General features: G+C 63.1%; 15 protein-coding genes and 4 pseudogenes. 8 read left to right on the top strand and 11 right to left on the bottom strand.

Translation table 11 applies throughout. The features are described 5' to 3' along the window. The first annotated feature begins 140 nt into the window (after positions 1 to 140). From HK436_RS20785 to HK436_RS20795, 3 genes are read left to right on the top strand one after another with little or no spacing between them, the layout of a single operon-like run. Positions 141 to 1,064 carry a carbohydrate kinase family protein gene (locus HK436_RS20785; RefSeq protein WP_173192795.1) on the top strand — a complete coding sequence of 308 codons (924 nt, stop codon included), beginning with the start codon at positions 141 to 143 and terminating at the stop codon, positions 1,062 to 1,064. Positions 1,065 to 1,098: 34 nt separating this feature from the next. After that, positions 1,099 to 1,647 carry a gluconokinase gene (locus tag HK436_RS20790; protein WP_173192796.1) on the top strand — a complete coding sequence of 183 codons (549 nt, stop codon included), beginning with the start codon at positions 1,099 to 1,101 and terminating at the stop codon, positions 1,645 to 1,647. Between the two features lie 49 nt (positions 1,648 to 1,696). Next, positions 1,697 to 2,611, top strand: a complete 915-nt coding sequence (locus tag HK436_RS20795) for an SMP-30/gluconolactonase/LRE family protein (RefSeq protein WP_173192798.1) — start codon at positions 1,697 to 1,699, stop codon at positions 2,609 to 2,611. Here HK436_RS20795 and HK436_RS20800 read toward each other — a convergent pair. Together HK436_RS20800 and HK436_RS20805 are read right to left on the bottom strand one after the other, a co-directional pair. After that, the gene (locus HK436_RS20800; RefSeq protein WP_173192800.1) at positions 2,608 to 3,516 is read right to left on the bottom strand and encodes a cation diffusion facilitator family transporter; all 909 of its coding nucleotides are present in this window, start codon (positions 3,514 to 3,516) and stop codon (positions 2,608 to 2,610) included. The two genes, HK436_RS20795 and HK436_RS20800, sit on opposite strands and share 4 nt — an antisense overlap. A 55-nt stretch (positions 3,517 to 3,571) precedes the next feature. Then, positions 3,572 to 5,760: pseudogene (locus HK436_RS20805) on the bottom strand (anthranilate synthase). A 236-nt stretch (positions 5,761 to 5,996) separates the two neighbouring features. Here HK436_RS20805 and HK436_RS20810 point away from each other — a divergent pair. Further along, positions 5,997 to 6,763: pseudogene (locus HK436_RS20810) on the top strand (DUF1868 domain-containing protein). On the opposite strand, the gene HK436_RS20815 reads toward HK436_RS20810, so the two are convergent. The 9 genes and pseudogenes from HK436_RS20815 to HK436_RS20855 all read right to left on the bottom strand — a co-directional run bounded on the left by HK436_RS20815 (position 6,738) and on the right by HK436_RS20855 (position 18,339). Further along, positions 6,738 to 7,451 carry a phosphatase PAP2 family protein gene (locus tag HK436_RS20815; protein WP_173192802.1) on the bottom strand — a complete coding sequence of 238 codons (714 nt, stop codon included), beginning with the start codon at positions 7,449 to 7,451 and terminating at the stop codon, positions 6,738 to 6,740. The pseudogene HK436_RS20810 and the gene HK436_RS20815 overlap by 26 nt on opposite strands. After that, positions 7,448 to 8,701: a DUF2254 domain-containing protein gene (locus HK436_RS20820; RefSeq protein ID WP_173192804.1), complete on the bottom strand. Its 1,254-nt coding sequence runs from the start codon at positions 8,699 to 8,701 to the stop codon at positions 7,448 to 7,450. The genes HK436_RS20815 and HK436_RS20820 overlap by 4 nt, the downstream gene beginning before the upstream one ends. A gap of 123 nt (positions 8,702 to 8,824) precedes the next feature. After that, positions 8,825 to 10,502 (bottom strand): annotated as a pseudogene (locus tag HK436_RS20825) (formate--tetrahydrofolate ligase). 262 nt (positions 10,503 to 10,764) lie between these two features. Beyond that, on the bottom strand, positions 10,765 to 11,889 hold the full coding sequence (locus HK436_RS20830) for a DUF2333 family protein (RefSeq protein WP_173192806.1): 1,125 nt from the start codon (positions 11,887 to 11,889) through the stop codon (positions 10,765 to 10,767). Positions 11,890 to 11,898: 9 nt separating this feature from the next. Next, entirely contained in the window at positions 11,899 to 13,185 is a 1,287-nt protein-coding gene (locus HK436_RS20835) for a DUF6638 family protein (RefSeq protein ID WP_173192808.1), read from the bottom strand. 36 nt (positions 13,186 to 13,221) lie between these two features. Next, a complete protein-coding gene (locus HK436_RS20840; protein WP_173192810.1) occupies positions 13,222 to 15,132 on the bottom strand; it encodes an AAA family ATPase in 1,911 nt (636 codons plus the stop codon). Positions 15,133 to 15,144: 12 nt separating this feature from the next. After that, complete coding sequence (locus HK436_RS20845) at positions 15,145 to 16,287, bottom strand: hypothetical protein (RefSeq protein ID WP_173192812.1); 1,143 nt, start codon at positions 16,285 to 16,287, stop codon at positions 15,145 to 15,147. Between the two features lie 219 nt (positions 16,288 to 16,506). Beyond that, on the bottom strand, positions 16,507 to 17,595 hold the full coding sequence (locus HK436_RS20850) for a hypothetical protein (RefSeq protein ID WP_173192814.1): 1,089 nt from the start codon (positions 17,593 to 17,595) through the stop codon (positions 16,507 to 16,509). Positions 17,596 to 17,724: 129 nt separating this feature from the next. Next, positions 17,725 to 18,339: a thymidine kinase gene (locus HK436_RS20855; protein WP_173192816.1), complete on the bottom strand. Its 615-nt coding sequence runs from the start codon at positions 18,337 to 18,339 to the stop codon at positions 17,725 to 17,727. 226 nt (positions 18,340 to 18,565) lie between these two features. Between HK436_RS20855 and HK436_RS20860 the strand changes: the two genes are divergently transcribed. The 4 genes and pseudogenes from HK436_RS20860 (at position 18,566) to HK436_RS20875 (ending at position 22,089) form a co-directional block, all read left to right on the top strand. Beyond that, complete coding sequence (locus tag HK436_RS20860) at positions 18,566 to 19,513, top strand: choline ABC transporter substrate-binding protein (protein ID WP_173192817.1); 948 nt, start codon at positions 18,566 to 18,568, stop codon at positions 19,511 to 19,513. Between the two features lie 79 nt (positions 19,514 to 19,592). Next, positions 19,593 to 20,453: a choline ABC transporter permease subunit gene (choW, locus tag HK436_RS20865; protein WP_173193692.1), complete on the top strand. Its 861-nt coding sequence runs from the start codon at positions 19,593 to 19,595 to the stop codon at positions 20,451 to 20,453. After that, a pseudogene (gene choV / locus HK436_RS20870) lies at positions 20,450 to 21,632 on the top strand (choline ABC transporter ATP-binding protein). Before choW ends, choV begins: the two are co-directional and overlap by 4 nt. A gap of 160 nt (positions 21,633 to 21,792) precedes the next feature. Beyond that, positions 21,793 to 22,089, top strand: coding sequence for a hypothetical protein (locus HK436_RS20875; protein WP_173192819.1), 297 nt, complete (start codon positions 21,793 to 21,795; stop codon positions 22,087 to 22,089). Positions 22,090 to 22,097: the final 8 nt, after the last annotated feature.

A 22,097-nucleotide genomic window follows, 5' to 3' on the forward strand; every position in this document is an offset into this window, starting at 1 on the left:
CCCCGGCTTGGCGCAATCGCGAAGCGACTGCACGCGAGCGATTATCCAGACTTCCTCCCAGTTTCAAATGCTAGCGGATTGAAGAGCCGCATTCAATCGATTAAAGCAACCCCGTCCGAAGGACGAAGGGGAGGAACTGCATGATCCTGTGTTGTGGCGAAGCGCTGATCGACATGCTTCCGCGCGAGACGTCAGCGGGCGAAGCAGCATTTGCACCCTATGTAGGCGGCGCCGTGTTCAACACGGCCATCGCGCTTGGCCGCCTCGGCAGGGAAACGGCTTTCTTTTCAGGCATTTCCAGGGACCTTTTCGGCACGCGCCTCAGCGAGGCCCTGGAGGCAAGCAAAGTCGATCTGCGCCATGTCCGTTTCTCCGACCGGCCGACCACGCTGGCCTTCGTGCACCTCACCGATGGCCATGCCACATACACCTTCTACGACGAGAACACGGCCGGGCGCATGCTGAACGAGCCGGATCTGCCGGTTCTCGATGACAATGTCAGGGCGCTGCATTTCTCCTGCATCAGCCTGATACCGGAACCCTGCGGATCGACTTACGAGGCACTCATGCGCCGCGAGCATCAGCACCGCGTCATGATGCTGGATCCCAATATCCGCGCCGGTTTCATCGCCGACAAGGAACGCCATCTGCTGCGCATGCGGCGCATGATAGCCATGGCCGACATCGTCAAGCTGTCCGACGAGGACCTCGCCTGGTTCGGCGAGACCGGCAGCCACGATGAGATCACCGCGCGCTGGCTGCAGGCGGGGCCGAAGGTCGTCGTCATCACCCGCGGCGGCAAAGGCGCCGTCGGCTATATCGCGGGCGAACGGATCGATGTGCCGGCACGCCGGGTGACCGTTGCCGATACGGTTGGCGCAGGCGACACGTTCAATGCCGGCATCCTCGCCTCGCTTGACGAAGCAGGCTTGCTCGACAAGGAAAGGCTGGAGACACTCAGCGCGGGTGAGCTGCGCGCCGCGCTCGATTTCGCCATGTCGGCGGCTGCGGTGACCGTGTCGCGGCCGGGAGCGAACCCGCCCTGGCGACATGAACTCGCCTGATGCCTGTCGGGCATCACATCGGACGGAGGTGACGATGACGGAGGCAACAGGCAAGCCAGCGGAAACGGGCCGCTTTCCGCCCGTGATCGTCATGGGCGTCGCCGGTTGCGGCAAGACCGAGGTCGGCTCCGCGCTCGCCCGCAAGCTGGGTGCCGAATTCGTCGAGGGTGATGCCTTCCATTCGCCGGAGAACATAGCCCGCATGGCCAGCGGCATTCCACTCGACGACGAGCACCGGGCCGGCTGGCTCGATACGATCGCCGCCGAGGTCGCAGGCCGTACCGCGCGCGGTGCGACGGTGGTCGCCACCTGCTCGGCGCTCAAGCGGCGCTACAGGGACCGGTTGCGCAGCCTGAACCCGAACCTTGTATTCCTGCATCTGGCGCTCGACCGGCAGGCATCGTGGAACCGCGTACAGGGGCGCGGCGGGCACTTCATGCCGTCGAGCCTCGTCGACAGCCAGTTCGCCGATCTCGAACCGCCTTCTGCCGACGAGGCGGCTCTGCGCCTCGATGCGTTGCTGCCTGTCGACACTCTGGTCGAACAGGCGGCTGCATTCCTGAGTGGCCGGCCGGGCACATAAACAGGTTGACGGCAGATCGTGCCGGCCACGACGCCGAGGAGGAGAAGACATGTCCGAAAGCCCCTACGAAATCCTCGATCCGCGCTTCGCAAAGCTGATCAACGGCACGGCCAGGCTGGAGCGGCTCCACACCGGTAGCCGCTGGACCGAGGGGCCGGCATGGTTTGCCGCCGGCCGCTACCTTGTATGGTCGGACATCCCCAACGATCGCATGCTGCGTTATGACGATGCCGACGGCCATGTCAGCGTCTTCCGCCAGCCCGCCGGCAACACCAACGGCCACACGGTGGACAGGCAGGGCAGGCTGGTTTCATGCGAGCACAAGGCCCGCCGCATCAGCCGCACCGAGCATGACGGCAGCGTCGTCACGATTGCCGACCGCTGGCAGGGCAAGCGGCTGAACTCGCCCAATGATCTTATCGTCAAATCCGACGGCTCGATCTGGTTCACGGACCCTACCTACGGCATCGATTCCGACTATGAGGGCGACAGGGCCGACAGCGAAATCGGCGCTTCGCACGTCTACCGCATCGACCCGACAACCGGCGCGGTCGAAGCGGTCGTCACCGACATGATAAAGCCGAACGGCCTCGCTTTCTCGCCCGACGAGACGAAGCTCTACGTGGTCGATACCGGCCGCACGCATGGCGACCATCATCCGGCCCACATGCGCGTCTTCGATGTCGGCAACGATGGCCGTCTCAGCGGCGGATCGGTCTTCGCCGATTGCACCGCGGGCCTGTTCGATGGCTTCCGGCTCGACACGGCCGGCCGCATCTGGACAAGCGCAGCCGACGGCATCCATTGCTACGATCCCGACGGAACCCTGATCGGCAAGATTCTGGTGCCGGAAATCGTCTCAAACTGCTGTTTCGGCGGCCAAAAGCTCAATCGTCTTTTCATCACCGCCACGACGTCGCTCTACGCCGTTTATCTGAAGGTCAACGGCGCCAGAACCGTCTAGGCGAACGGAACTGCCGGGGTGCCGGGCGGCAGCTTCGCCTCGTCTTCCGGCTCGACATGGATGACGATCCGCACCGAGGGAATTTCTTCCTCAAGAGCGGCTTCGATCCGGTCGCAGATTGCGTGGCTCTCTCCGACAGTCATATGTGCGTCGACCACCATGTGGAACTCGATGAAGGTCGCGCGGCCGGCGATCCGCGTCTTCAGGTCGTGAACTTCCAGCGCGCCCTTGGAGTTGGCGGAGATGACGTCGCGGATCCGCACATGCTCCTCGACCGGCACGGCGCGATCCATCAGGCCGTCCAGCGATGAGGTGATGACCTTCCACCCCTGCCAGAGGATGTTGATGGCGACAAGCAGCGCCAGCAGCGGATCGAGAAAATACCATCCTGTCAGAACGGCGCCGACGAGGCCGGCAATGACGCCGACCGACGTCACCACGTCCGTCATGACGTGGTGACCGTCGGCTTCCAGCGCCGGCGACTTGTCCTTGCGCCCGACGCGGATCAGCATCAGCGCCCAGACGCAGTTGATCGCCGCCGCAACGCCGTTAACCGCGAGACCTTCCCAAGCCTGCTCAATCGGTGCCGGATTTTGCCAGCTTCGCCACACCTCGCCCATGATGAGCAGCGCGGCGACGACAATCAGCACGCCCTCAAGCACGGCCGAGAAATATTCCGCCTTGTGGTGCCCATACTGATGGTCGCGATCAGCCGGTTTGTGGCTGACGGAGATCGCCCAAAAGGCCGCGAAACCGGCGATGACGTTGACGATTGATTCCAGCGCGTCCGAGTAAAGCGCGACCGACCCGGTCATCCACCAGGCGACGAACTTCAGACCCATCACGCCGAAAGCGACGACGATGGACCATGCCGCAAGGCGTCGTATGCGCTGCTTGGCAGTCATGACCGCTCGTGACGCTCCCGAACGTGAGGGATGGCAAACGTCATGATCTCGTTCCTCACGCGGCCTTTACCTTTGCCTTGCGCGGCAGATGCGCGACCACGTTCTCGATCATCCGCATGCCGGCGTTCTGGCCGAGCGTCATGATCGATTCGGGGTGGAACTGCACGGCGGCCACAGGCTCGTGCTTGTGCTCGAACGCCATCACCACGCCGTCCTCGGTTTCCGCCGTGACGATGAACGCATCCGGCAACCGCACCGGATCGGCGAATATCGAGTGGTAGCGACCGACAGTCACTTCCTTGGGCAGGCCGGAAAAGATGACGCCGGGCCTCGAAACCCGGATGCGCGACGGCTTGCCGTGCATCGGCACATGAAGCTGGCGCAGCTCGCCACCATAGGCCTCCGCGAGCGCCTGCAAACCGAGGCAGACGCCGAAGATCGGCAGGTCTCGCTTGCGCGCCTTCTCGATCGTCGCCTTGGTGTCGAAATCCTTAGGGCTGCCGGGGCCGGGTGAAAGCACGACAAGATCAGGATTGACCCGGTCGAACACTTCTTCCGGCACCGGGGAGCGCACGGTGGAGACACTCGCGCCGGTCTGGCGGAAATAGTTCGCCAGCGTGTGCACGAACGAGTCCTCATGGTCGACCAGCAGGATCGAGACGCCCTCGCCCACCTTCGCGCCCTCGCGCTCGCTCGTTGCAGCATTGCCGGCCGAGGCCTCGCGGATCGCCGTCAGCATCGCGGAAGCTTTCAGCTCCGTCTCAGCTTCTTCCTCCGCAGGGTCGGAATCGTAAAGCAGCGTCGCGCCTGCGCGGACCTCTGCAATGCCGTCCTTGATGCGGATGGTGCGCAGCGTCAGGCCGGTGTTCATATCGCCGTTGAAATGCACCATGCCGATGGCGCCACCATACCAGGCGCGCGGGCTCTTCTCGTGGTTCTCGATGAAGCGCATCGCCCACAGTTTCGGCGCGCCGGTCACCGTCACTGCCCAAGCATGCGACAGGAATGCGTCGAACGCGTCCATGCCCTCTCGCAGTCGACCTTCGATGTGGTCGACCGTGTGGATCAGGCGCGAATACATCTCGATCTGCCGCCGCCCGATGACACGCACGGAACCCGGTTCGCAAACCCGGCTCTTGTCGTTGCGGTCGACATCGGAACACATGGTCAGCTCGCTCTCGTCCTTCTTCGAGTTCAGCAGCTTGAGGATCTGCTCGGAGTCAGAGATCGCATCGTCGCCGCGGCGGATCGTGCCGGAAATCGGGCAGGTCTCCACGCGCCGGCCGTTGACCCGCACGAACATTTCCGGCGAGGCACCAATCAGGTATTCGCCGCCACCGAGGTTGATGAAGAACGAATAGGGCGACGGATTGATCTTCTTCAGTCGTCGCGTGATCTCCGAAGGCCTGGAATCGCAGCGCTCGAAGAACATCTGCCCCGGCACCACCTCGAAGAGGTCACCGCGCCGGAAGCTTTCCTTGGCCGTTTCCACCAGCTTCGCATATTCGCCGGGCTCATGGTCGCCGCGCGGCGGATGCGGCTGCTCGGCCGGAAAGGCTCCTGTTCGTTGTCGCGTGGCAGACCTGCGGTCGAAAACCCCACGCCGGAATAGTCGTAGCGGTCGTGCCAGGCTTTCGCCTGGTGGTGGTCAACCACAAGGATCTCGTCGGGCAGGTAAAGCACAACGTCGCGCTGGTCGCCGGGACGTTCGAGCTTCTGTTCGACATGGTCGAACTGAAAGGCGATGTCATAGCCGAATGCGCCGTAGAGACCGAGATTGCCATCCTCCGGCGATCGGAAGAGATCGACCAGCGCCCGCAGAACGGTGAACACCGTCGGTGCCTTGCTTCGCTCCTCTTCGGCAAAGACACGGCCGGGCTCGGCCACCCGCAAAGTCATGAGACGCGACGAGACCTCGCCCATCGTCACGGCGGAGAGCGTCTCCACCGCGCGGCGAATTGCCGGCAGCAGCACCTCGCCGCGCGCGTTCAGCGCCTCGATGCGCATCGCCCGGCCTTTGGCGCTGATGACGACCGGCGGGTCGATCATCGCCGTATCCCAGCGCGTATAGCGGCCCGGATACTCGTAATTGGAGGAGAATACGCAGCCGAGCCGTGAATCGAGCGCGTCGATATAGGTTTCGATCGCCCCCTCATAAGGTGTGTCGTGGCGTTGCCGCGTCACCGTCACGCCTCCGGCGGTGATGAACCGTTCGGCGCCGTCTTCAAGCAGTTCGACTGTCATTCCCTGTCTCCATCCGTTTCCGCCTGGCGGACCCGGGACGACTGAAAACAAAATGGCCGCCCGGAAATCCGTTGCGGCCATCACATTTCACGCGCACGCGTTCGCCCGGCCGCTTGTCAGCAGGCCCACCACCACAGGGTCTTAATCGAACGAACCGTCATGGCGAAATCCTTAGCGGCGAACGCCCGCCTGCGCAACCTGATTTCCGCGCCCTCGTACAACCCGCTGTCACCCTCATGTCACGCGTGTCGCTTACGCGGACGGTCCGCGCCGCAGGAAAGGAACGTGCCTTGGCATACGCGACGAACGACGAATTCGGCCGAAACTTCATCTCAACCGAGAAAGACACGCCACCGCGCCACTTAGGCACCCGTTACGACAGTGCCGGCAACTTTCTCTACGAGCCGGGCAACACCTTCGTCTCGCACGTCGTCGACGGTTCGCAGAGCCAGAAGCAGCTGGTCGAGGTTCGCGAGCGCCTGCGTGCCCTGCCCTATTCCAACCACTTCACGTTCACGCCTGTATCGAGCCTGCACAAGACGCTTTTCCAGGGGTGATCGAAGGCCGTCGCGGGCGCGAATACTGGCCGGCGGCACTGCCTGCCGATGCCGCAATTCCCGAAACGACAAGCTGGATCGACGAGCGCCTCGACGGCTTCTCGGTCAAGGCGCCGTTCCGCATCAAGGCCGACATGGTCACGCCGCTGGGCGTTGTCGTATCAGGCCTGACCGATGCCGACGAAAAGGTCATGCGCGAGGCGCGCGATGCGCTTGCGGAGCGCCTCGGCTACCGCCACCCGGACCATGACGACTACACCTTCCACATCACGCTGGCCTATCAGCTCGACTGGCTGCCGCCGGAGGCGGAAGCGATCTATCTACCGGCACTTGCCGAGATGAAGACGCTGCTCGACGCCTTTCCCGAAGGCATCGAGCTCGATGTGCCCGCCTTCTGCGTTTTCGACGATATGGAGGAGTTCAGGCCGCTTCGCGAGATCGGTTGAACGCCCGCAAACCGCTGACCACCAGCCAGGTCAAGCTCGCCCAGGCTGCGCCCAGCGCCCAGCCGGCGGCAACGTCGCTCGGCCAGTGGACGCCGAGATAGACGCGGCTGAAGCCCACCATGATGGTCAGGAGCACAGCCACGCAGATGACGTAGACGCGCGCCGCAAGACTGTCGACGAGACGGACGATCAGCGTGGCCAGCGTGAGATAGACCAGCGCGCTCATGGTCGCGTGGCCGCTCGGAAAGCTCGCCGTATGCGTCTGCACGAGATGATCCACGATGTCGGGTCGCGGCCGGTCGTAGAGCATCTTGAGAAGTTGGCTCAGCGCCGTCCCCGAAACGATCGACAGGAAGACGAACAGCGCCGGCCCATAGCGTCCGATAACCAATAGGAACCCCAGCACCGCGGCAACCAGCACGACCAGCAGCGGATAACCGCCCAGCGCCGTGATCTCGGTGATCGTCTCCACCAGCCAGCCGGGCCCGAGCGGCCTCGCACTGTCTGTCGGGTCGCGAAACATCAGCAGCAGCGCGCTGTCGATCCGCGCGATCTCGTTTTCGCTCACCTCATCGGCGATTGCGAGGAAGACATACACCCCGCTTGCCACCACCGCGACCAGCAGCACTGGCACGGTCGCGAAACGCATTTCGCGCATGCCGCGCACGAGTTGGAAAAGTCTGTTCATGCACCCACCATCGCAGCCGCCGCCCTGGCGCGGCCGATATCGTTCGGGAAATCCATGGCCAGGGCCGCACGCTCCAGCGCCTGCTCGGACTGGCGGTGCGCATTCTCGACAAAACGCTGGTCGCCCGTGCGCGCAAGCGCTGCAAGCGCCTTGTGCAGCCTTACCTGCACCTCCACCACACCGGCGCCATCCCGCGCAATCGGCACGAAGATGTCGTCGAACAGTTCAGCTATGTCCAGATCCGGCACCCAGACCTCGGGAAACCGCGGCTCGATCTCATCGTCTTCTCCCGCCCATATCGCCAGCACACGCACCGCGCGACCGATAACGTCGATCGCCGTGCCCGGATCGTTGATGCCGGGCGAAAGAGCGCGCGAAGCGATCTCCGCCAGAACGCAAAGGCCGAAGCGCGGATCCTGGTCGAAGCTGCGCTCGTCGGCAATGGTCACGGCATCGAGGATCGCGTCGAAATCGGTGGCGGTATCGAAACCGCTGCACCAGGCAATCGGCCGGCCAGGGTCGATGAACGTGCCCGGCAGGCTTGCGAGATACACCCGCCCGCCGGCCGCCTTGGCGGCCCTGGAGATGGCTGCCGTGTCCACATGCTGGATATAGCCGATGCGATCACTGTAGACCGGATGCGCGCCGTCATCGACGACGTCGCGGCCGGGCTCCAGCCGCCTACCGCCGAGATAGGGCGTGCTGCGCCGCGCGCGCATGGCCTTGGCCGTGGCCTCTTCCACCACATCTGTGGTCTCGCCGACACGGCCTAGCCGCAGCAGGTAGTCGATCCAGCGCAGCAGCGTGATGACGATCAGCATCACAACGGCCAGTGTCATGAAGAACAGCACCACGCGGCCGCGCTCGCCATAAGCGCCCATCGACAGGGTGATGATCGCGACGAGGCTGTAGAGGAACGAGCCGACGAATGCAGCCAGCACGTTCTGAGTTGTCTTGTCCTCGATTAGCAGCTTGGTCGCGCGCGGCGTGACATTGCTGGTCGCGGCCGAATATGCCGCAACCATGGTCGACAGCGAGAATGTGGTCACGGCCAGCATACTCGAGGCAATGATCTCGAGGATGCGGTCGACCGAGTTTGCGCCGAGCTTGTCGGCAAGCCCGGTTGGAATGAAAGGCGAGATTAGCAGCGAGACGAGGGCGGCGAAGATGGCCAGCAGCGAGATCACCGAGGCGCGAAACCACAGGCGCCTTGTCAGCAGGCTGAACAGCCATTTCCACTTCGATACCATGGTTCCGCCTCTCCGGATGGAAGCCAGATATGGCGGCTCGGCAAGCCCATGGCAAGCCGCCGTGCCGGGGCTGCGGCAAGGCGGCTCAGGTCGATGCGGCTGCGCTTCCGCGCGCCGGGCGCGTCAGAAGAGCCCTTCGATCTGCCCTTTGTCGTTGAGGAAGATACGCTCCGATGAGGGCGACTTCGGCAGGCCGGGCATGGTCATGATCTCACCGCAGATTGCCACGACGAAGCCCGCGCCAGCGGAAAGCCGCACCTCGCGCACCGGTACGACGTGGTCCGTCGGCGCGCCGCGCAGGTTCGATCCGTCGAAAACGAGTACTGCGTCTTGGCCATGCACACCGGCAGGTTGCCATAGCCCTGCGCTTCCCACTGGTGGAGCTGGTCGCGCACCGACTTGTCGGCGATGGCCTCCGAGCCGCGGTAGATGCGCTTGACGATTGTGTCGATCTTGTCGAACAGCTTCATCTCGTCCGGATAGAGCGGGGCAAACTGGGACTTGCCGGATTCGGCGAGCTCAACCACCTTGTGCGCCAGTTCCTCGATGCCGGCCGACCCCTGCGCCCAGTGCTTGCACAGAACCGCCTCGGCGCCCTGCGCGGCCACATAGGCCTTCACCGCCTCGATTTCGGCATCCGTGTCGGACACGAAATGGTTGATCGCCACGATGGCCGGGACGCCGAACTGTTTCACGTTCTCGATGTGGCGACCGAGATTGGCGCAGCCCTTCTTCACCGCATCGACATTTTCGGCACCGAGATCGTCCTTCTTGATCCCGCCGTTCATCTTGAGCGCACGCACCGTCGCCACGATCACGGCAGCCGCCGGCTTGAGGCCCGCCTTGCGGCACTTGATGTCGAAGAACTTTTCGGCGCCAAGGTCGGCGCCGAAGCCGGCCTCTGTCACCACATAGTCGGCGATCTTGAGCGCCGTCGTGGTCGCGACCACCGAGTTGCAGCCATGCGCGATATTGGCGAACGGGCCGCCATGCACGAAGGCAGGATTGTTCTCGAGCGTCTGCACCAGATTGGGCTGCACGGCATCCTTCAGAAGCACGGCCATGGCGCCGTCGGCCTTCAGGTCGCGCGCGAAGACCGGGCTCTTGTCGCGACGATAGGCAACGATGATGTCGCCGATGCGCTTCTGGAGGTCCGCCAAGTCCGTGGCCAGACACAGGATCGCCATGACCTCAGAGGCAACCGTGATGTCGAAACCGGCCTCGCGCGGAAAACCGTTGGCGACCCCGCCGAGCGAGCAGATGATCTGCCGAAGGGCGCGGTCGTTCATGTCCATGACACGCCGCCAGGCGACACGTCGCACGTCGATGCCCTGCTCGTTGCCCCAGTATATTTGGTTGTCGATCAGCGCCGAGAGCAGATTGTGCGCGGTGGTGATCGCATGGAAGTCGCCGGTGAAGTGGAGGTTCATGTCCTCCATCGGCACCACCTGGGCATATCCACCGCCGGCAGCACCCCCTTCATGCCGAAATTCGGTCCGAGCGACGCCTCGCGGATGCAGACCATCGCCTTCTTGCCGATGCGGTTCAGCCCGTCGCCGAGGCCCACGGTGGTGGTGGTCTTGCCCTCACCCGCCGGCGTCGGATTGATCGCCGTGACGAGGATCAGCTTGCCGTCCTTGTTGCCCTGCACCTGCTTGATGTATTCGGCGGAGACCTTCGCCTTGTCATGCCCGTAAGGCAGCAGATGCTCGGCGGGAATGCCCAGCCCCGCGCCTACGTCCATGATCGGCTTTTTCGTGGCTGCGCGTGCGATCTCGATGTCGGACTTGAACTCGGCCATGCGATCTCCCCCTGGGACGGCTCGTTTGCGACGCGGCTGATGCGCCGCCGTTGGCCGCATAGAAGCCCGACCGGGTCAATTCGCGCCGTCTCAAAACAGCCGCCCAATGCGCGAAATGCGACAGGCGGGATAGGGCAGTAGGGGACTAGGGCAGTAAGGAAGTAGGGAACACGAAGCGGTGGGCGGCGTGCTTGCTGTCCCAACCAGTTCCTGCAATTTAGCATACTGCCTTACTGCCCTAGTCCCCTACTGCCCCGCTCTCCTACCGATCCAGCACCTGCCGCACCTCGACCAGATTGGACCGTACCCGCAGCACGTAAAAGCCCATGGTCGCCAGATGCGTCGGCATGATCCAGCCCGCCTCGTTGCCGTTGGAGATGATGAACGGCCGGATATTCAGCGCGGCGCGGAGCTGCTGCTCCGTCTGTTGCCACAGCGGGAGGATCGCACGCTGGCGGATGACGTCCTCGAAGTCGGCCCCGGCAGCGTGGAGAATGCCGTAATAGCCGTAGAGCTGACCATAGGCGAACCAGAACCGATCGTCAGCCCGCGTGTCGAACCAGCCGTAATTGTAGGCTTCGGAACGCTCCCGCAGGATCGCCGAGGTCGACCCGATGTCGTTGGCGATGCGGTCGATGAACTGGATCAGGTTGTCGGCGCGCGCGTCGAACACCGCGTTGCAGGCTTCAAGCCTGTCGTTGAACGTATTCAGGTCGCGGATCGCCGAACGGTAGAAGCTGGGCGTCGGCGTTTTCGGGCCGAACGGATTGAGGCCGAAATACCAGGTGTATTCGTCGAACTGCAGGTTGCCGCGGGCATCCTGCAGATTCTGGTCGATCTGCGATGTGCCGCGGATGCGGCCGAGCGTGTCGACGAGCTCGATCGAGGTGCGGCGTATCGCCTGGTTCACCCCGCGCTGGAACGAAGCCTTGTTGTCGAGCCATGGCGTATGGTCCCAGTCCATGCCGAACAGGCCAAGCTTGTAGAGGATCATCGACGAGATCCAGGCATTCTCGTTGACGTTGAACTCAACGAGGTCGGCCGTCACGTCGGCGATCGCCGAGCGGCCGCAGGTGCGCGTCGTGTCGCCCCCATCGGCGGCCGAAACCTGCTCGCCCGCCGATAGGTTGCGGCTGGCAAGGTTGTAGGCCTGGACATAGTCGGGATCGAAGCCCGTCCAGCGCTGCGTATTCCAGAAGAAATAGCCATAGAGGCCGATCAGCACGAGAAGACCGATGCCGATGGGGCCCTTGATGAGCCAGCCGCGCCGCGCATACCAGCGGCTGGCAGCGACAAAGGGCCAGCAGATCCACGCGATCACCAGGCCGATGCCACGGCCGATCGCCTGAAAGACGCGGGTGAAGAAATTGACAATCGGATCGAACATGGTTCCCCCTCAGTCGTGGAGCCCGTAAAGCCGCGCGCGGAAACCCGCCTTGTCTTTCAGATACGTATCTTTCAGCGTCTCGACAACATGGCGCCGCCAGACCGCGTCGAAACCCTCATAATCGCGATAGAAGCCCTGCTTGTTGAACACGTAGCGCGACACGAAGTCGAACGGCACGAAATCCGAAATCAGCCGGCTCGTGAGCCAGGCGTCGGGATGGTCGGGCTTTGCCCTGACCACAAGGAAACGGCGCTCGGGCCGCACGTCGGCCATCTTCATCTGGCCAAGCTGAGCGAGCTCCCGCTTCGCCGCGTTGAGGAAGGGGAAAGTACCCTCGCGGTTGATGAGATCGGCATGGCCGTGAATCCAGCTCTGCAGCCAAACGCGGTCGACACTCGACAATTCGCGCTTGGGATCTGACTGATGAATCAGCGTGCGCACGATCATCTCGGCGCGATGTTCGAGATAGTTCGACTCGTCGATCCACGAAGCCCGTGGCAGCTCGATCCGTCCCGTGGAAACAAGGAAGTCGAATATGCGCTCGGTGTCGTGCAGGGAAAGGTAGCTTACCTGCCACGGTCGCGAGCGCCGGAAGCCAGGTGCGGCAGGGTCGCTGATGACCGTTGTCATGCCCGGATCGACGAAGACGTAGAGCCCGCCGAAATGGCTGGTCCAGTAGGCGTTGTGGCGGAAAATCACCTGGTCCGGCACCAGGGCGTTCTGGCGGATGTCGCCCGTCACCTTGGCGAGATCGACCATGTGCTCCAGCATCGCCGTGTCGCGCCAGGCCTCCGGCTCCTGTTTCAACCTGTCGACGAGCGTCGCAAGTTCGGTGGCCTTGCCGGTCACGTCCTCCGCCGACAGCACGCGGAATTCCACCTGGTTGATCGACAGCAGGTCCTCGATGTCCTCGACCTTGGCGACCGAATCCTCGATCTCGCCGTAGATCACGTCCTTGATCGTCAGCGCGTTGATGACGCGGGCATTGGCGGTCAGGAACTCGTAGAGGAGCTGCGAGGTGTTTGAGAATGCCGTGTGCACCACCGGCAGGTCGGCCTGCTGCGGGGTCAGGATGATGAAGCGCCGGTTGATCTGGTTCGGATCGAGATAGTTGATGTCGCCGAGGTCCTCGGCCACCTGCGGCGAGAAACCCGTGCGGTCGATCTCGATCCGCTCGCGCTCTGTCGGCTTCAGCCCGAAAGCCTTCAGCGCCTTGTTGTAGCGCTCGATCAGATGCGGCTCCTCGATGACAAGCAGCCTGCCATAGATCAGCTCGTTGTCGCGCAGAAGGTCCATTATCCCTTCTCCCCGTTCACGGAGATCAGGAACCACTCACGCATTCCAAAGGCCCTTCTTTTGCAATTCGGCCATCTCCCGCGCCGCCCGCTCGCGCAGGCGCGCGTCGCGCAGAAGCGTCTCCACCGCCGCGTCGTCTGACTTGTCGGCGTAGCGGAATTCGGAATCGGCGTAGCGATTGATCTCCTGCATCACCATGTCCATCGTGAACGGACGCCGTAGGTCCTCCACCATGGCCTTCTTCTCCTCGTAGCCTTTGCCCATGAAGGTCTCGGGCTTTTCGAACCATTCGTCGGGCAGCTCGATGTCCATGGCGCGCATCTTGATCGCGTCGGTGACGTTCTTGATCGCCCGGCCGGTGAAGCGCGGCTCCGCCTCCTTGATCCGGTGGAGATAATCGCCAACGTCGGCCAGCGTCTTCGGCTCGCCTCGCTCGTCCATGAAGCGGTCGTAGACCTTTTGCAGCCCGGCCTCCTGCGGCTTGGAATGCGCGTCATAGGCCGTCTGCACGGCGCGCTTGATCTCCTGCGCTGCATAAAGCGTGTGGTCGCCCAGCGGGATCTTGTGGTTCTTGCCGGCCAGGAGCGCAAAGATGTCGATATAGTCGTCGCGGGTCTGCGGCCCGTCGACCAGCCAGCGCGCGCTGGCGCGCTGGCGCAGCGCATCGTCGACGTTCTCCGGATAGTTCGAGAACATGCCGAAGGAGCAATTGCCGCGCACCACCGTGCCGGCGCCGGCGAAGGCGTCCATCAGCACGCCGGTGATCTCGTGCTGGCCGGCCGAGGCGCGGTCGTCCGAGCGCTTGGCCGCCACCTGATCAATGTCGTCGATGGTTCCGAACGCGATGGCGCGCGGGTTGAGCACGTTGTTGACAAATTGCCGGCAGTTCTGCCCCGACTTGCCCTGGTAGGACGAAATCTGGTCGACGCCGAAATTCTCGTAGTGGAAGGGCACGCCCGCCACCTGGGCGTAGTCGTTGACGAGGCCGGCGATCATCTGGATTAGCGTCGTCTTGCCGGTGCCCGGCGCGCCGTCGCCGATGAAGGTGAAGATGAAGCCGCCCAGTTCCACGAACGGATTGAGCTGCCGGTCGAGATCGTAGGCCATCAGCATCTTGGCGAGCTTGACCGACTGGTACTTGGCGACGTGGTTGCCCACCACTTCGTCCGGCTTCTTGAAGGTCATCACCAGCGCCTTGGCCTTGCGGCCGGGCGCGACGTCAAAACCATCGATGGTGAAATCGTCCTTCTCGATGCGGATATGCGCGTCGTCGAACGCACCCAGCGCATCGAAGCGGCTGCGCCGCGACAATAGGCCCTCAATGGCGGCTGTGGCGAAGGCGCGCGTGCGGGCCGGCAGGTCGTGATCGTCCTTGGCGCCGGCAAGCGCGCCATCGAGCCCTGCGATCAGCGCCTTCAGTGCGTCCTGCTGCGTGTCGAACGCATAATCTGGCTCCGCCACGTCGCTGGGCGCCTCGGCGTCGCTCTCGACGGTCTGCAGCAGGTAGGAGGCAAAGGTGAAGGCCGCGACATAGGCTGCCGCCGAAAGCAGCCGCTTGTAGTGGGAAACGTCCTCGCCCTCGAGCGGCGAGCGTGCGTTCTTCGCCTGCAAATCCTCAAGTGCCGTCGATTTCGCGAACACGTCGGCCACCGCCATGGCGATGCTCAGCCCCCGCCGGGCGCGGTAGAGCAGCGTATGCTGCGGGATCGACATGAGCTGGTCGTCGGGCCGCACCGCCTGCACGGTTTTCGCCAGCTCCACCTCGCGGGTGCGCCTTACCGAGCCGGTCGAAACCGTCGACACGAAGCGCCGCCCGGTGCCTGCAAGCTCGGTCTGCGAGCGGCCGGACGAATCCTCCAGCACCACCACGCGGGTGATGAAGCTCTGCGCCATCGCGCGGTGCTTCTCGATGTCGGCTTCGGATATGGCGGTCAGGCCGGTGTCCATGGTCAGGCTCCCCTAAACATCGCTGATCACCTGCCCATTGGAGATGATGTGCACCTGATAGCCGCCGAAGATCTTCTGAGCCTCGCCGGCAGCGTAGAGCGCCTGATAGGCCTCGTGCGGGATCAGCGCGTGGCGCTCGTAGCTCGAAACGCCCTGCCGGGTCGCCTCGAGATCGTCGGTGTTGATATGGAATTCCTCGCGCGCCGGCTGGCTGGAAAACAGCCCCTTGCGCGCCGGTTGCTCGGACTTGGAAAACACTTCCTGCACCGTCCAGGTCAAAAGCCACGCGTTCTGCTCGCGGCGCACCTTTGACAGAACCTCCGCAACCACCGAATTGTGCTCGGTGATGCCGGCGGAATAGAACGGCCCCAGCACGACGCGGCGTAGCTGCTTGGGATGCAGCGCGTCGAAATCCTTGTCGAGATTGCCGGCAATGGTGGCCGGCGAAAGCGAATAGGCTGAGTTCTTCTCGGCAAAGTCGTCGAAGCGATGCGCGAGTTCCGGGTTGAGCAGCCCCTCGACCGGCAGCGGAATCTTGACGTTCTCGTCGAGCTTGCCGTCCCGGGAAACCAGTTCGCGGACAACGTTGTCGGAGGAATCCTCCAATGTCGCCATGTAGACCAGTGGCAGGTTGGCCGTGCCGTCGAACGCACCCCAATGAACGACGTAGATCGGCCGTCGCGTCTTGGGGTTCACAGACACCTTCACCGTACGCGGCAGGACGAAGGGCGCAAAGATCAGCCCCTCGGAAACCTCCTCCAGATAAAGCCGCTCGGCCATCGATTTGCGCAACGCGTGCGGCATCGCACGTTGCCGCAGGATGAAATCGGCCATCTCGGCGCGCAACACCTCGGGTTCCGGAATCCCCGCCAGCCGCTTCTCGGCACTGCGCCGGTCGTTCTCAAGTTCCAGCACGTTCTGGAAAACGGGATAGCCGCTTTCGGCGCGCGAGATGCGGAACGAATCCATGAAGCCGAGACGGTTCTTCCAGCACGCGAAGGAATTTTCCAGCCGCACAAGATATTCGGCCATCACCTTGGCCACGAGGTCGTGCCGGTATAGCGGCGAGCGCTCGTCACGCAGGAACACGTCCAGCCCGCCGAGTGCCGCGGAAATGGTGTCGAAATAGCGCACTGCGGCGTCGGTGGTCGTCATGCCCATCCTTTTGCGGGATGGCGTTCCTTCGCGCCCCCTCTGTCCTGCCGGACATCTCCCCACAAGGGGGAGATCGGCTTTCGTATATGACTTCGCCAATCGCCAGCGTTGGAGGGTGAGCGGTTGTATCGCGGCCGGCTGATCTCCCCCCCCCTCGTGGGGGAGGTGTCCGGCAGGACAGAGGGGGCAACATAGGGCTCAAGGCTCGCAGAAGTTGCGCTATTGCTTCACGTAGTCGGCCGAGTTGTGCTTCTTCAGCACGTCGTCGAAGCGCCGGGCGAACGCGTCATCGGCAAGCTTCTTGCGGCGCTGGATGTCGGCTGTGGTGACCATGTTCTTCTCGTGCAATTCGAGCAGATCGCCGATGTGACGCTGTGCGGCGGCGCCGATGCCCGCCATCGTCTCCTCGGCAGTGTTGTCGACCTGGCTGCCGAGCGTATTGATGCGGTGCGCAACTTCCTGCTGCGCCGCGGTCTTCAGCGAATCCTCCAGCGCCTTGTAGAGAACGATGCGCTGCTCGGTGTCGATGGTCAGCTTGTTGATGAGCGTATTCTGCGCCGCGATCTGGTTGTTGAGCGAATCGACGAAGGTCTGGAACATCGAGGTGTAGCGTTCGAGCGTCTGGCTCTCGGCCAGCAGTTCCTGCTCCTTGGCCTGCGCCTGATTGTATTCGGTGGCCAGCTTCGAGCGTTCGGCTTCCAGCTCGGTACGTTCCGTCTGGCTGGTCGAGGCCGCGATCCGGTTTTCCACGTCGAGCAGCGCCGGGTTGAGTTCCTCGATGCGCTTTTGGGTTCCCGTCAGGTTGTCGATCGTCGCCTTGCGGCGCTCGATCACCTCGCCGAGGCTCTTTTCGGAGGTCGCGTAGCGCTGGTCTAGAATGTTCTTCTGCTCGGTCAGGATGCCGACGATCGTATCGGACTTCGCCAGCAGCTCCTGCAGATTGCCCGCCAGCGACATGTTGCGCACGCGCTCGGTGCGCATGCGCTGCTTGCGCTGGTTGGAGAAGATGCCGATGAAGCTCTCCCAGCCCGTATAGCTCTTCATGCTCTCGAACTCGGCGCCGAAGACGTTGGTGGCATCCTCCAGCCCGATGATGAGGTCGGCGATGTTGCCTTCCATCACCTTCTGCTGGTTGAGCACGTCCTGAATGCGAGCGTTCTCGATATCGAAGTCGCTGGCTCCGATCTTCTGGTCGGTCTGCGCAAACTTCTCCAGCACGACACCGGACTGCTCGATCTTCGAGCGCATGTCCTCGACCACCCGTTTCGTCTTGGCAATCTCGGCGTCGAAATTCTGCAATGTCGCCATGCGCTCCGCTCCAGCTAATCGATAACTTTGTAAAAATGACTTCGCGGAATATATGTGGGCGCCATTGCGATTGAAAGACAAAGTGCTGCCGGAAATCACGCTGCGGCAGACAGGCGCCCTGCCCAGCTTTCACTCGCCGGCGAACCCGATCAGGTCTTCCGGTGGCATACGCCCCATTTCTTCTTCCCAGTGCCGGCGGCACAGGGAGACGTAGACATCCTTGCCAATCGCCACCTGCGCGCCCTGCTTGGCCACCTTGCCGTCGGCGCCGAGCCGCACCACCATCGTCGCCTTGCGTCCGCAACGGCAGATCGTGCGCACCTCGCGCAGCTCGTCGGCAATGGCCAACAGCGCCCGCGAGCCGGAAAACAGCTTGCCCTGGAAATCGGTCCGCAGCCCGTAGCACATCACGGGAATGCCCAACCGATCCGCCACCCGCGCAAGCTGCCACACCTGTTCCTCTTCAAGGAACTGCGCCTCGTCGACGAAAACGCAGTGCGTCGTCGTGTGATCGTGGTGGTCGCGAATGCGCTCGTATAGGTCGTCGCCGTCGCGGAACATCTCCGCGTCCGCTTCGAGGCCGATGCGCGAGGAAATGTAGCCGGCAGCGTCGTCCCGGCGATAGTGGCCGGCCACGAACAGCATCGTCGTCATGCCGCGTTCGCGGTAGTTGTACGAAGCCTGCAGCAGCATGGTCGTCTTGCCGGCATTCATCGTCGCGTAGTGGAAATAAAGCTTCGCCATCAGCCTATTAACCCCAACACGGCAGATGTTGGGAGGTAGGGCTTTGCACCTTCCACCATTTTTGCGCATACCCTGGAAACGACGCGGGCTTGTCGCGCTCAGGCAACCCCGCGACGCGTACCGTTGCGCCGTTAACCTTGAAACCGGCAACAAATGATGTTTGGCTCATGACAATCATCTAAAGCATGGCGAACCGCCAGGCCATCCAACATTGGGAGACGTTTTCATGTCGCATCGCAGGACTATTATTATTTCTCTGGCCTTTTCGGCCGCGCTGGGCACAGGCAGCGCTTTTGCCGCCGATCCGGAAAGCTGCGAGACCGTCACCTTCTCCGACGTCGGCTGGACCGACATCACCGCCACCACAGCCACCGCCTCGGTCGTCCTCGACGCGCTGGGCTATGACGCAGAAACGCAGGTCCTGTCGGTACCGGTCACCTACGCCTCCCTCAAGAACAAGGACATCGACGTTTTCCTCGGCAACTGGATGCCGACCATGGAAGCCGACATCGCGCCCTACCGCGAGGACGGCTCGGTCGAAACGATCGTCACCAACCTCGAAGGCGCGAAATACACGCTGGCTGTACCGAAATACGCCTACGATGCCGGCCTCAAATCCTTCGCCGACATCGCCAAGTTCAAGGACGAGCTCGGCGGCAAGATCTACGGCATCGAGCCCGGCAATGACGGCAACCGCCTGATCATCGACATGATCGAGGCCGGCCAGTTCGGTCTCGACGGCTTCGAGGTTGTCGAAAGCTCGGAAGCCGGCATGCTGAGCCAGGTGCAGCGCTCGGTGAACGCCAAGGAGCCCGTCGTCTTCCTCGGCTGGGAGCCGCATCCCATGAACGCCAATATCGAGATGGCCTATCTCGAAGGCGGCGATGACGTGTTCGGCCCCAACTATGGCGGCGCGACGGTTCACACCAATGTGCGGCAGGGCTACACCGAAGAGTGCCCGAACCTCGGCAAGCTTCTGACCAACATGGTCTTTTCGCTCCAGATGGAAAACGAGATCATGGGCGCGATCCTCAATGACGGCGAAGATGCCGAGGACGCTGCCGAAGACTGGCTCAAGGCCAATCCGCAGGTGCTCGATGCATGGCTCGCCGGCGTCACCACGCTCGGTGGCGAAGATGGTCTTGCTGCTGTGAAAGCCGATCTCGGCCTGTAATCGACAACGATAAAGATCGAGGGCGGCGCGCGGAGGACGCGGGCCGCCCCGGCCATTTGGCAATCGACCGGGGGACATGATGGATCCTATCTCCGACTGGATCGCCGACCGCGATCGCAAGATCGAGATCGGTAAATGGGGTCGGGATTTCTTCGACTTCCTGACCACCAATTTCGCCTGGTTCTTCGATTCTCTGGCGAGGGGCATAACCACTGTCCTCGACTTTTTTGTCGACCTGCTTCTGGCGGTGCCGCCCTTCGCGATCGTGCTGGCCATGGCTGGCCTCGCCTATCTCCTGCAACGATCCTGGAAGCTGGCGCTCGGCGTGGCGCTCGGGTTGCTCTTCATCATCAATCAGGGCTTGTGGGAAGCCACCGTGGAAACGCTGGTACTCGTCATCGCCGCGGCCTCTGCGTCGATGGCGATCGGCGTGCCGATCGGCATCTGGGCAGCGCATAACGAACGCGTCTATCGCGTCCTGCAGCCGATCCTCGACCTGATGCAGACTTTGCCGACCTTCGTCTATCTCATTCCGGTGCTGATCCTCTTCGGTCTCGGCATGGCGCCGGGCCTTATCGTCACCGTCATCTTCGCCAGCCCCGCCCCGATCCGCCTCACCTATCTAGGCATCACCTCCGTGCCGACGCCGATGCTGGAGGCCGGCGAGGCATTCGGGGCGACGAAGCGGCAGCTTTTGTGGAAGGTGGAGCTTCCGGCCGCCCTGCCGACCATCATGGCGGGCCTCACCCAGTGCATCATGCTTTCGCTATCCATGGTCGTGATCGCCGCGCTGATCGGCGCGTCCGGCCTAGGCACGCCGGTGGTGCGCGCGCTGAACACGCTGAATATTCCGCAGGGTATCGAGGCAGGACTCGCCATCGTCATCATCGCGATCATTCTCGACCGCATGACGCGCATCGAACAGGGCACCGGCAAATGAGCGTCGCCGTCGAGTTCAAGAATGTCGACATCGTCTTCGGCAAGGAGCAGCAGGCCGCGTTGAAGATGATCGACGCGGGCGCCTCCCGCGCCGAGATCCTCGACGCAACCGGCGCGGTGCTGGGCTGCGCAGGCGCGAGCCTCGCCGTCGAGCAAGGCGAGATTTCCGTTCTCATGGGACTTTCAGGCTCCGGAAAGTCCACGCTGCTGCGTGCGGTCAACGGCTTGAACAAGGTCACACGCGGCGAGGTAATCGTGCACGACGGCGACTGGGCGGCCGACGTCGTCTCTTGCCCACCCGCCGAACTGCGCAAGATCCGTCGCGAATGTGTTGCCATGGTGTTCCAGCAATTCGCGCTGTTACCCTGGCGCACCGTGCGCGAGAATGTTGGCTTCGGGCTGGAGTTGTCAGGCGTGCCCGCCGCGCAGCGCAAGGAGCGCGTGGCCGCGCAGCTTGAGCTGGTCGGCCTGTCGCAATGGGCAGACAAAATATGCGCACGAGCTGTCCGGTGGCATGCAGCAGCGCGTCGGGCTGGCGCGCGCTTTCGCCACCGAAGCGCCGATCCTGCTGATGGACGAACCCTTCTCGGCGCTTGATCCGCTGATCCGGACCAAGCTTCAGGACGAGTTGCTGGCACTGCAGGAGCGCCTCCACAAGACCATCATCTTCGTCAGCCACGACCTTGAGGAAGCGCTGAAGATCGGCAATCGCATCACCATCATGGAAGGCGGCCATATCGTCCAGACCGGCGCGCCGGAAGAGATCGTGCTGTCGCCAGCCAACGACTACGTCCGCGACTTCATCTCCAACGTGAACCCGCTTTCCGTCCTGACGGCATGGAACGTCATGCGCGACCGGCGCGATCTTTCCGATGCCGGCGAGGACTGGGTATGGCTCGACCGCCGCAAGACGACGCGCTTCCAGCTCGATGCCAACGGGCTCGTCACCGGCGCGGAAAGAAACGGCCGGCCGGCGATATGGACATCGTGCGATCCTTTCGAAGCGCTGCCTGAAGACGCCCACCAGGTCTATTGGGCCAAGCCCGGCACCCCGCTCAAGGCGGTCATGCAGGCTATGCACCAGTCGCAGACCGCGCCCGTCGCTCTCTTCGACGAAAGCTCGCGCTTCGTCGGCGCAATCGGCATCCGCGACGTGTTGCGCGCCGTGCTGCGCCGGTAAGCTTTACCCACAGCCACAGGAAGAAAATCCTCACGAGGGTGGATTTTGCAACGCAGCAAGGTTATGCTGCATTGCGATCTCGTGTTTGGCCCGTTCGAGGCACATAACGGGAACCGTCGAAGGCGCGAGACGTTCACCTTGGCAAAGCCAGGAGGCAACGATGCTCGGCACAGGCCCGTCAAACAAGAACATCCTCCGCCGCAAGACAGCGCTGAACGCGCGTCAGCGCACCGTGGATCTCAAGATTTCACTGCCGTCCGGCAGCGGCAGCGGCAGCGCTGCGAAGCGGCTTGCACGCAAGATTCAGGATTCGGTCTCGCGCACGCTGCTGCGGGAGGGCGAGGACGCTTCATGCGTGACCATCGTCGAGGACCGCTCGGCGCAAGAACATAAACGCACCAGCAAAGCCCGGGTGGGCCCGACCCCGGTCGGCTGCGGTGCCTGGTGGAATTTCTAGTCCGCGAA

This window comes from Neoaquamicrobium sediminum, from assembly GCF_013240295.1.
Taxonomy (GTDB): Bacteria; Pseudomonadota; Alphaproteobacteria; order Rhizobiales; family Rhizobiaceae; genus Aerobium; species Aerobium sediminum.

Coding starts and splice junctions, on each gene's coding strand:
- HK436_RS20785 (WP_173192795.1), top strand. CDS start 141: ATGATCCTGTGTTGTGGCGAAGCGCTGATCGACATGCTTCCGCGCGAG.
- HK436_RS20790 (WP_173192796.1), top strand. CDS start 1,099: ATGACGGAGGCAACAGGCAAGCCAGCGGAAACGGGCCGCTTTCCGCCC.
- HK436_RS20795 (WP_173192798.1), top strand. CDS start 1,697: ATGTCCGAAAGCCCCTACGAAATCCTCGATCCGCGCTTCGCAAAGCTG.
- HK436_RS20800 (WP_173192800.1), bottom strand. CDS start 3,516: ATGACTGCCAAGCAGCGCATACGACGCCTTGCGGCATGGTCCATCGTC.
- HK436_RS20815 (WP_173192802.1), bottom strand. CDS start 7,451: ATGAACAGACTTTTCCAACTCGTGCGCGGCATGCGCGAAATGCGTTTC.
- HK436_RS20820 (WP_173192804.1), bottom strand. CDS start 8,701: ATGGTATCGAAGTGGAAATGGCTGTTCAGCCTGCTGACAAGGCGCCTG.
- HK436_RS20830 (WP_173192806.1), bottom strand. CDS start 11,889: ATGTTCGATCCGATTGTCAATTTCTTCACCCGCGTCTTTCAGGCGATC.
- HK436_RS20835 (WP_173192808.1), bottom strand. CDS start 13,185: ATGGACCTTCTGCGCGACAACGAGCTGATCTATGGCAGGCTGCTTGTC.
- HK436_RS20840 (WP_173192810.1), bottom strand. CDS start 15,132: ATGGACACCGGCCTGACCGCCATATCCGAAGCCGACATCGAGAAGCAC.
- HK436_RS20845 (WP_173192812.1), bottom strand. CDS start 16,287: ATGACGACCACCGACGCCGCAGTGCGCTATTTCGACACCATTTCCGCG.
- HK436_RS20850 (WP_173192814.1), bottom strand. CDS start 17,595: ATGGCGACATTGCAGAATTTCGACGCCGAGATTGCCAAGACGAAACGG.
- HK436_RS20855 (WP_173192816.1), bottom strand. CDS start 18,339: ATGGCGAAGCTTTATTTCCACTACGCGACGATGAATGCCGGCAAGACG.
- HK436_RS20860 (WP_173192817.1), top strand. CDS start 18,566: ATGTCGCATCGCAGGACTATTATTATTTCTCTGGCCTTTTCGGCCGCG.
- choW (WP_173193692.1), top strand. CDS start 19,593: ATGGATCCTATCTCCGACTGGATCGCCGACCGCGATCGCAAGATCGAG.
- HK436_RS20875 (WP_173192819.1), top strand. CDS start 21,793: ATGCTCGGCACAGGCCCGTCAAACAAGAACATCCTCCGCCGCAAGACA.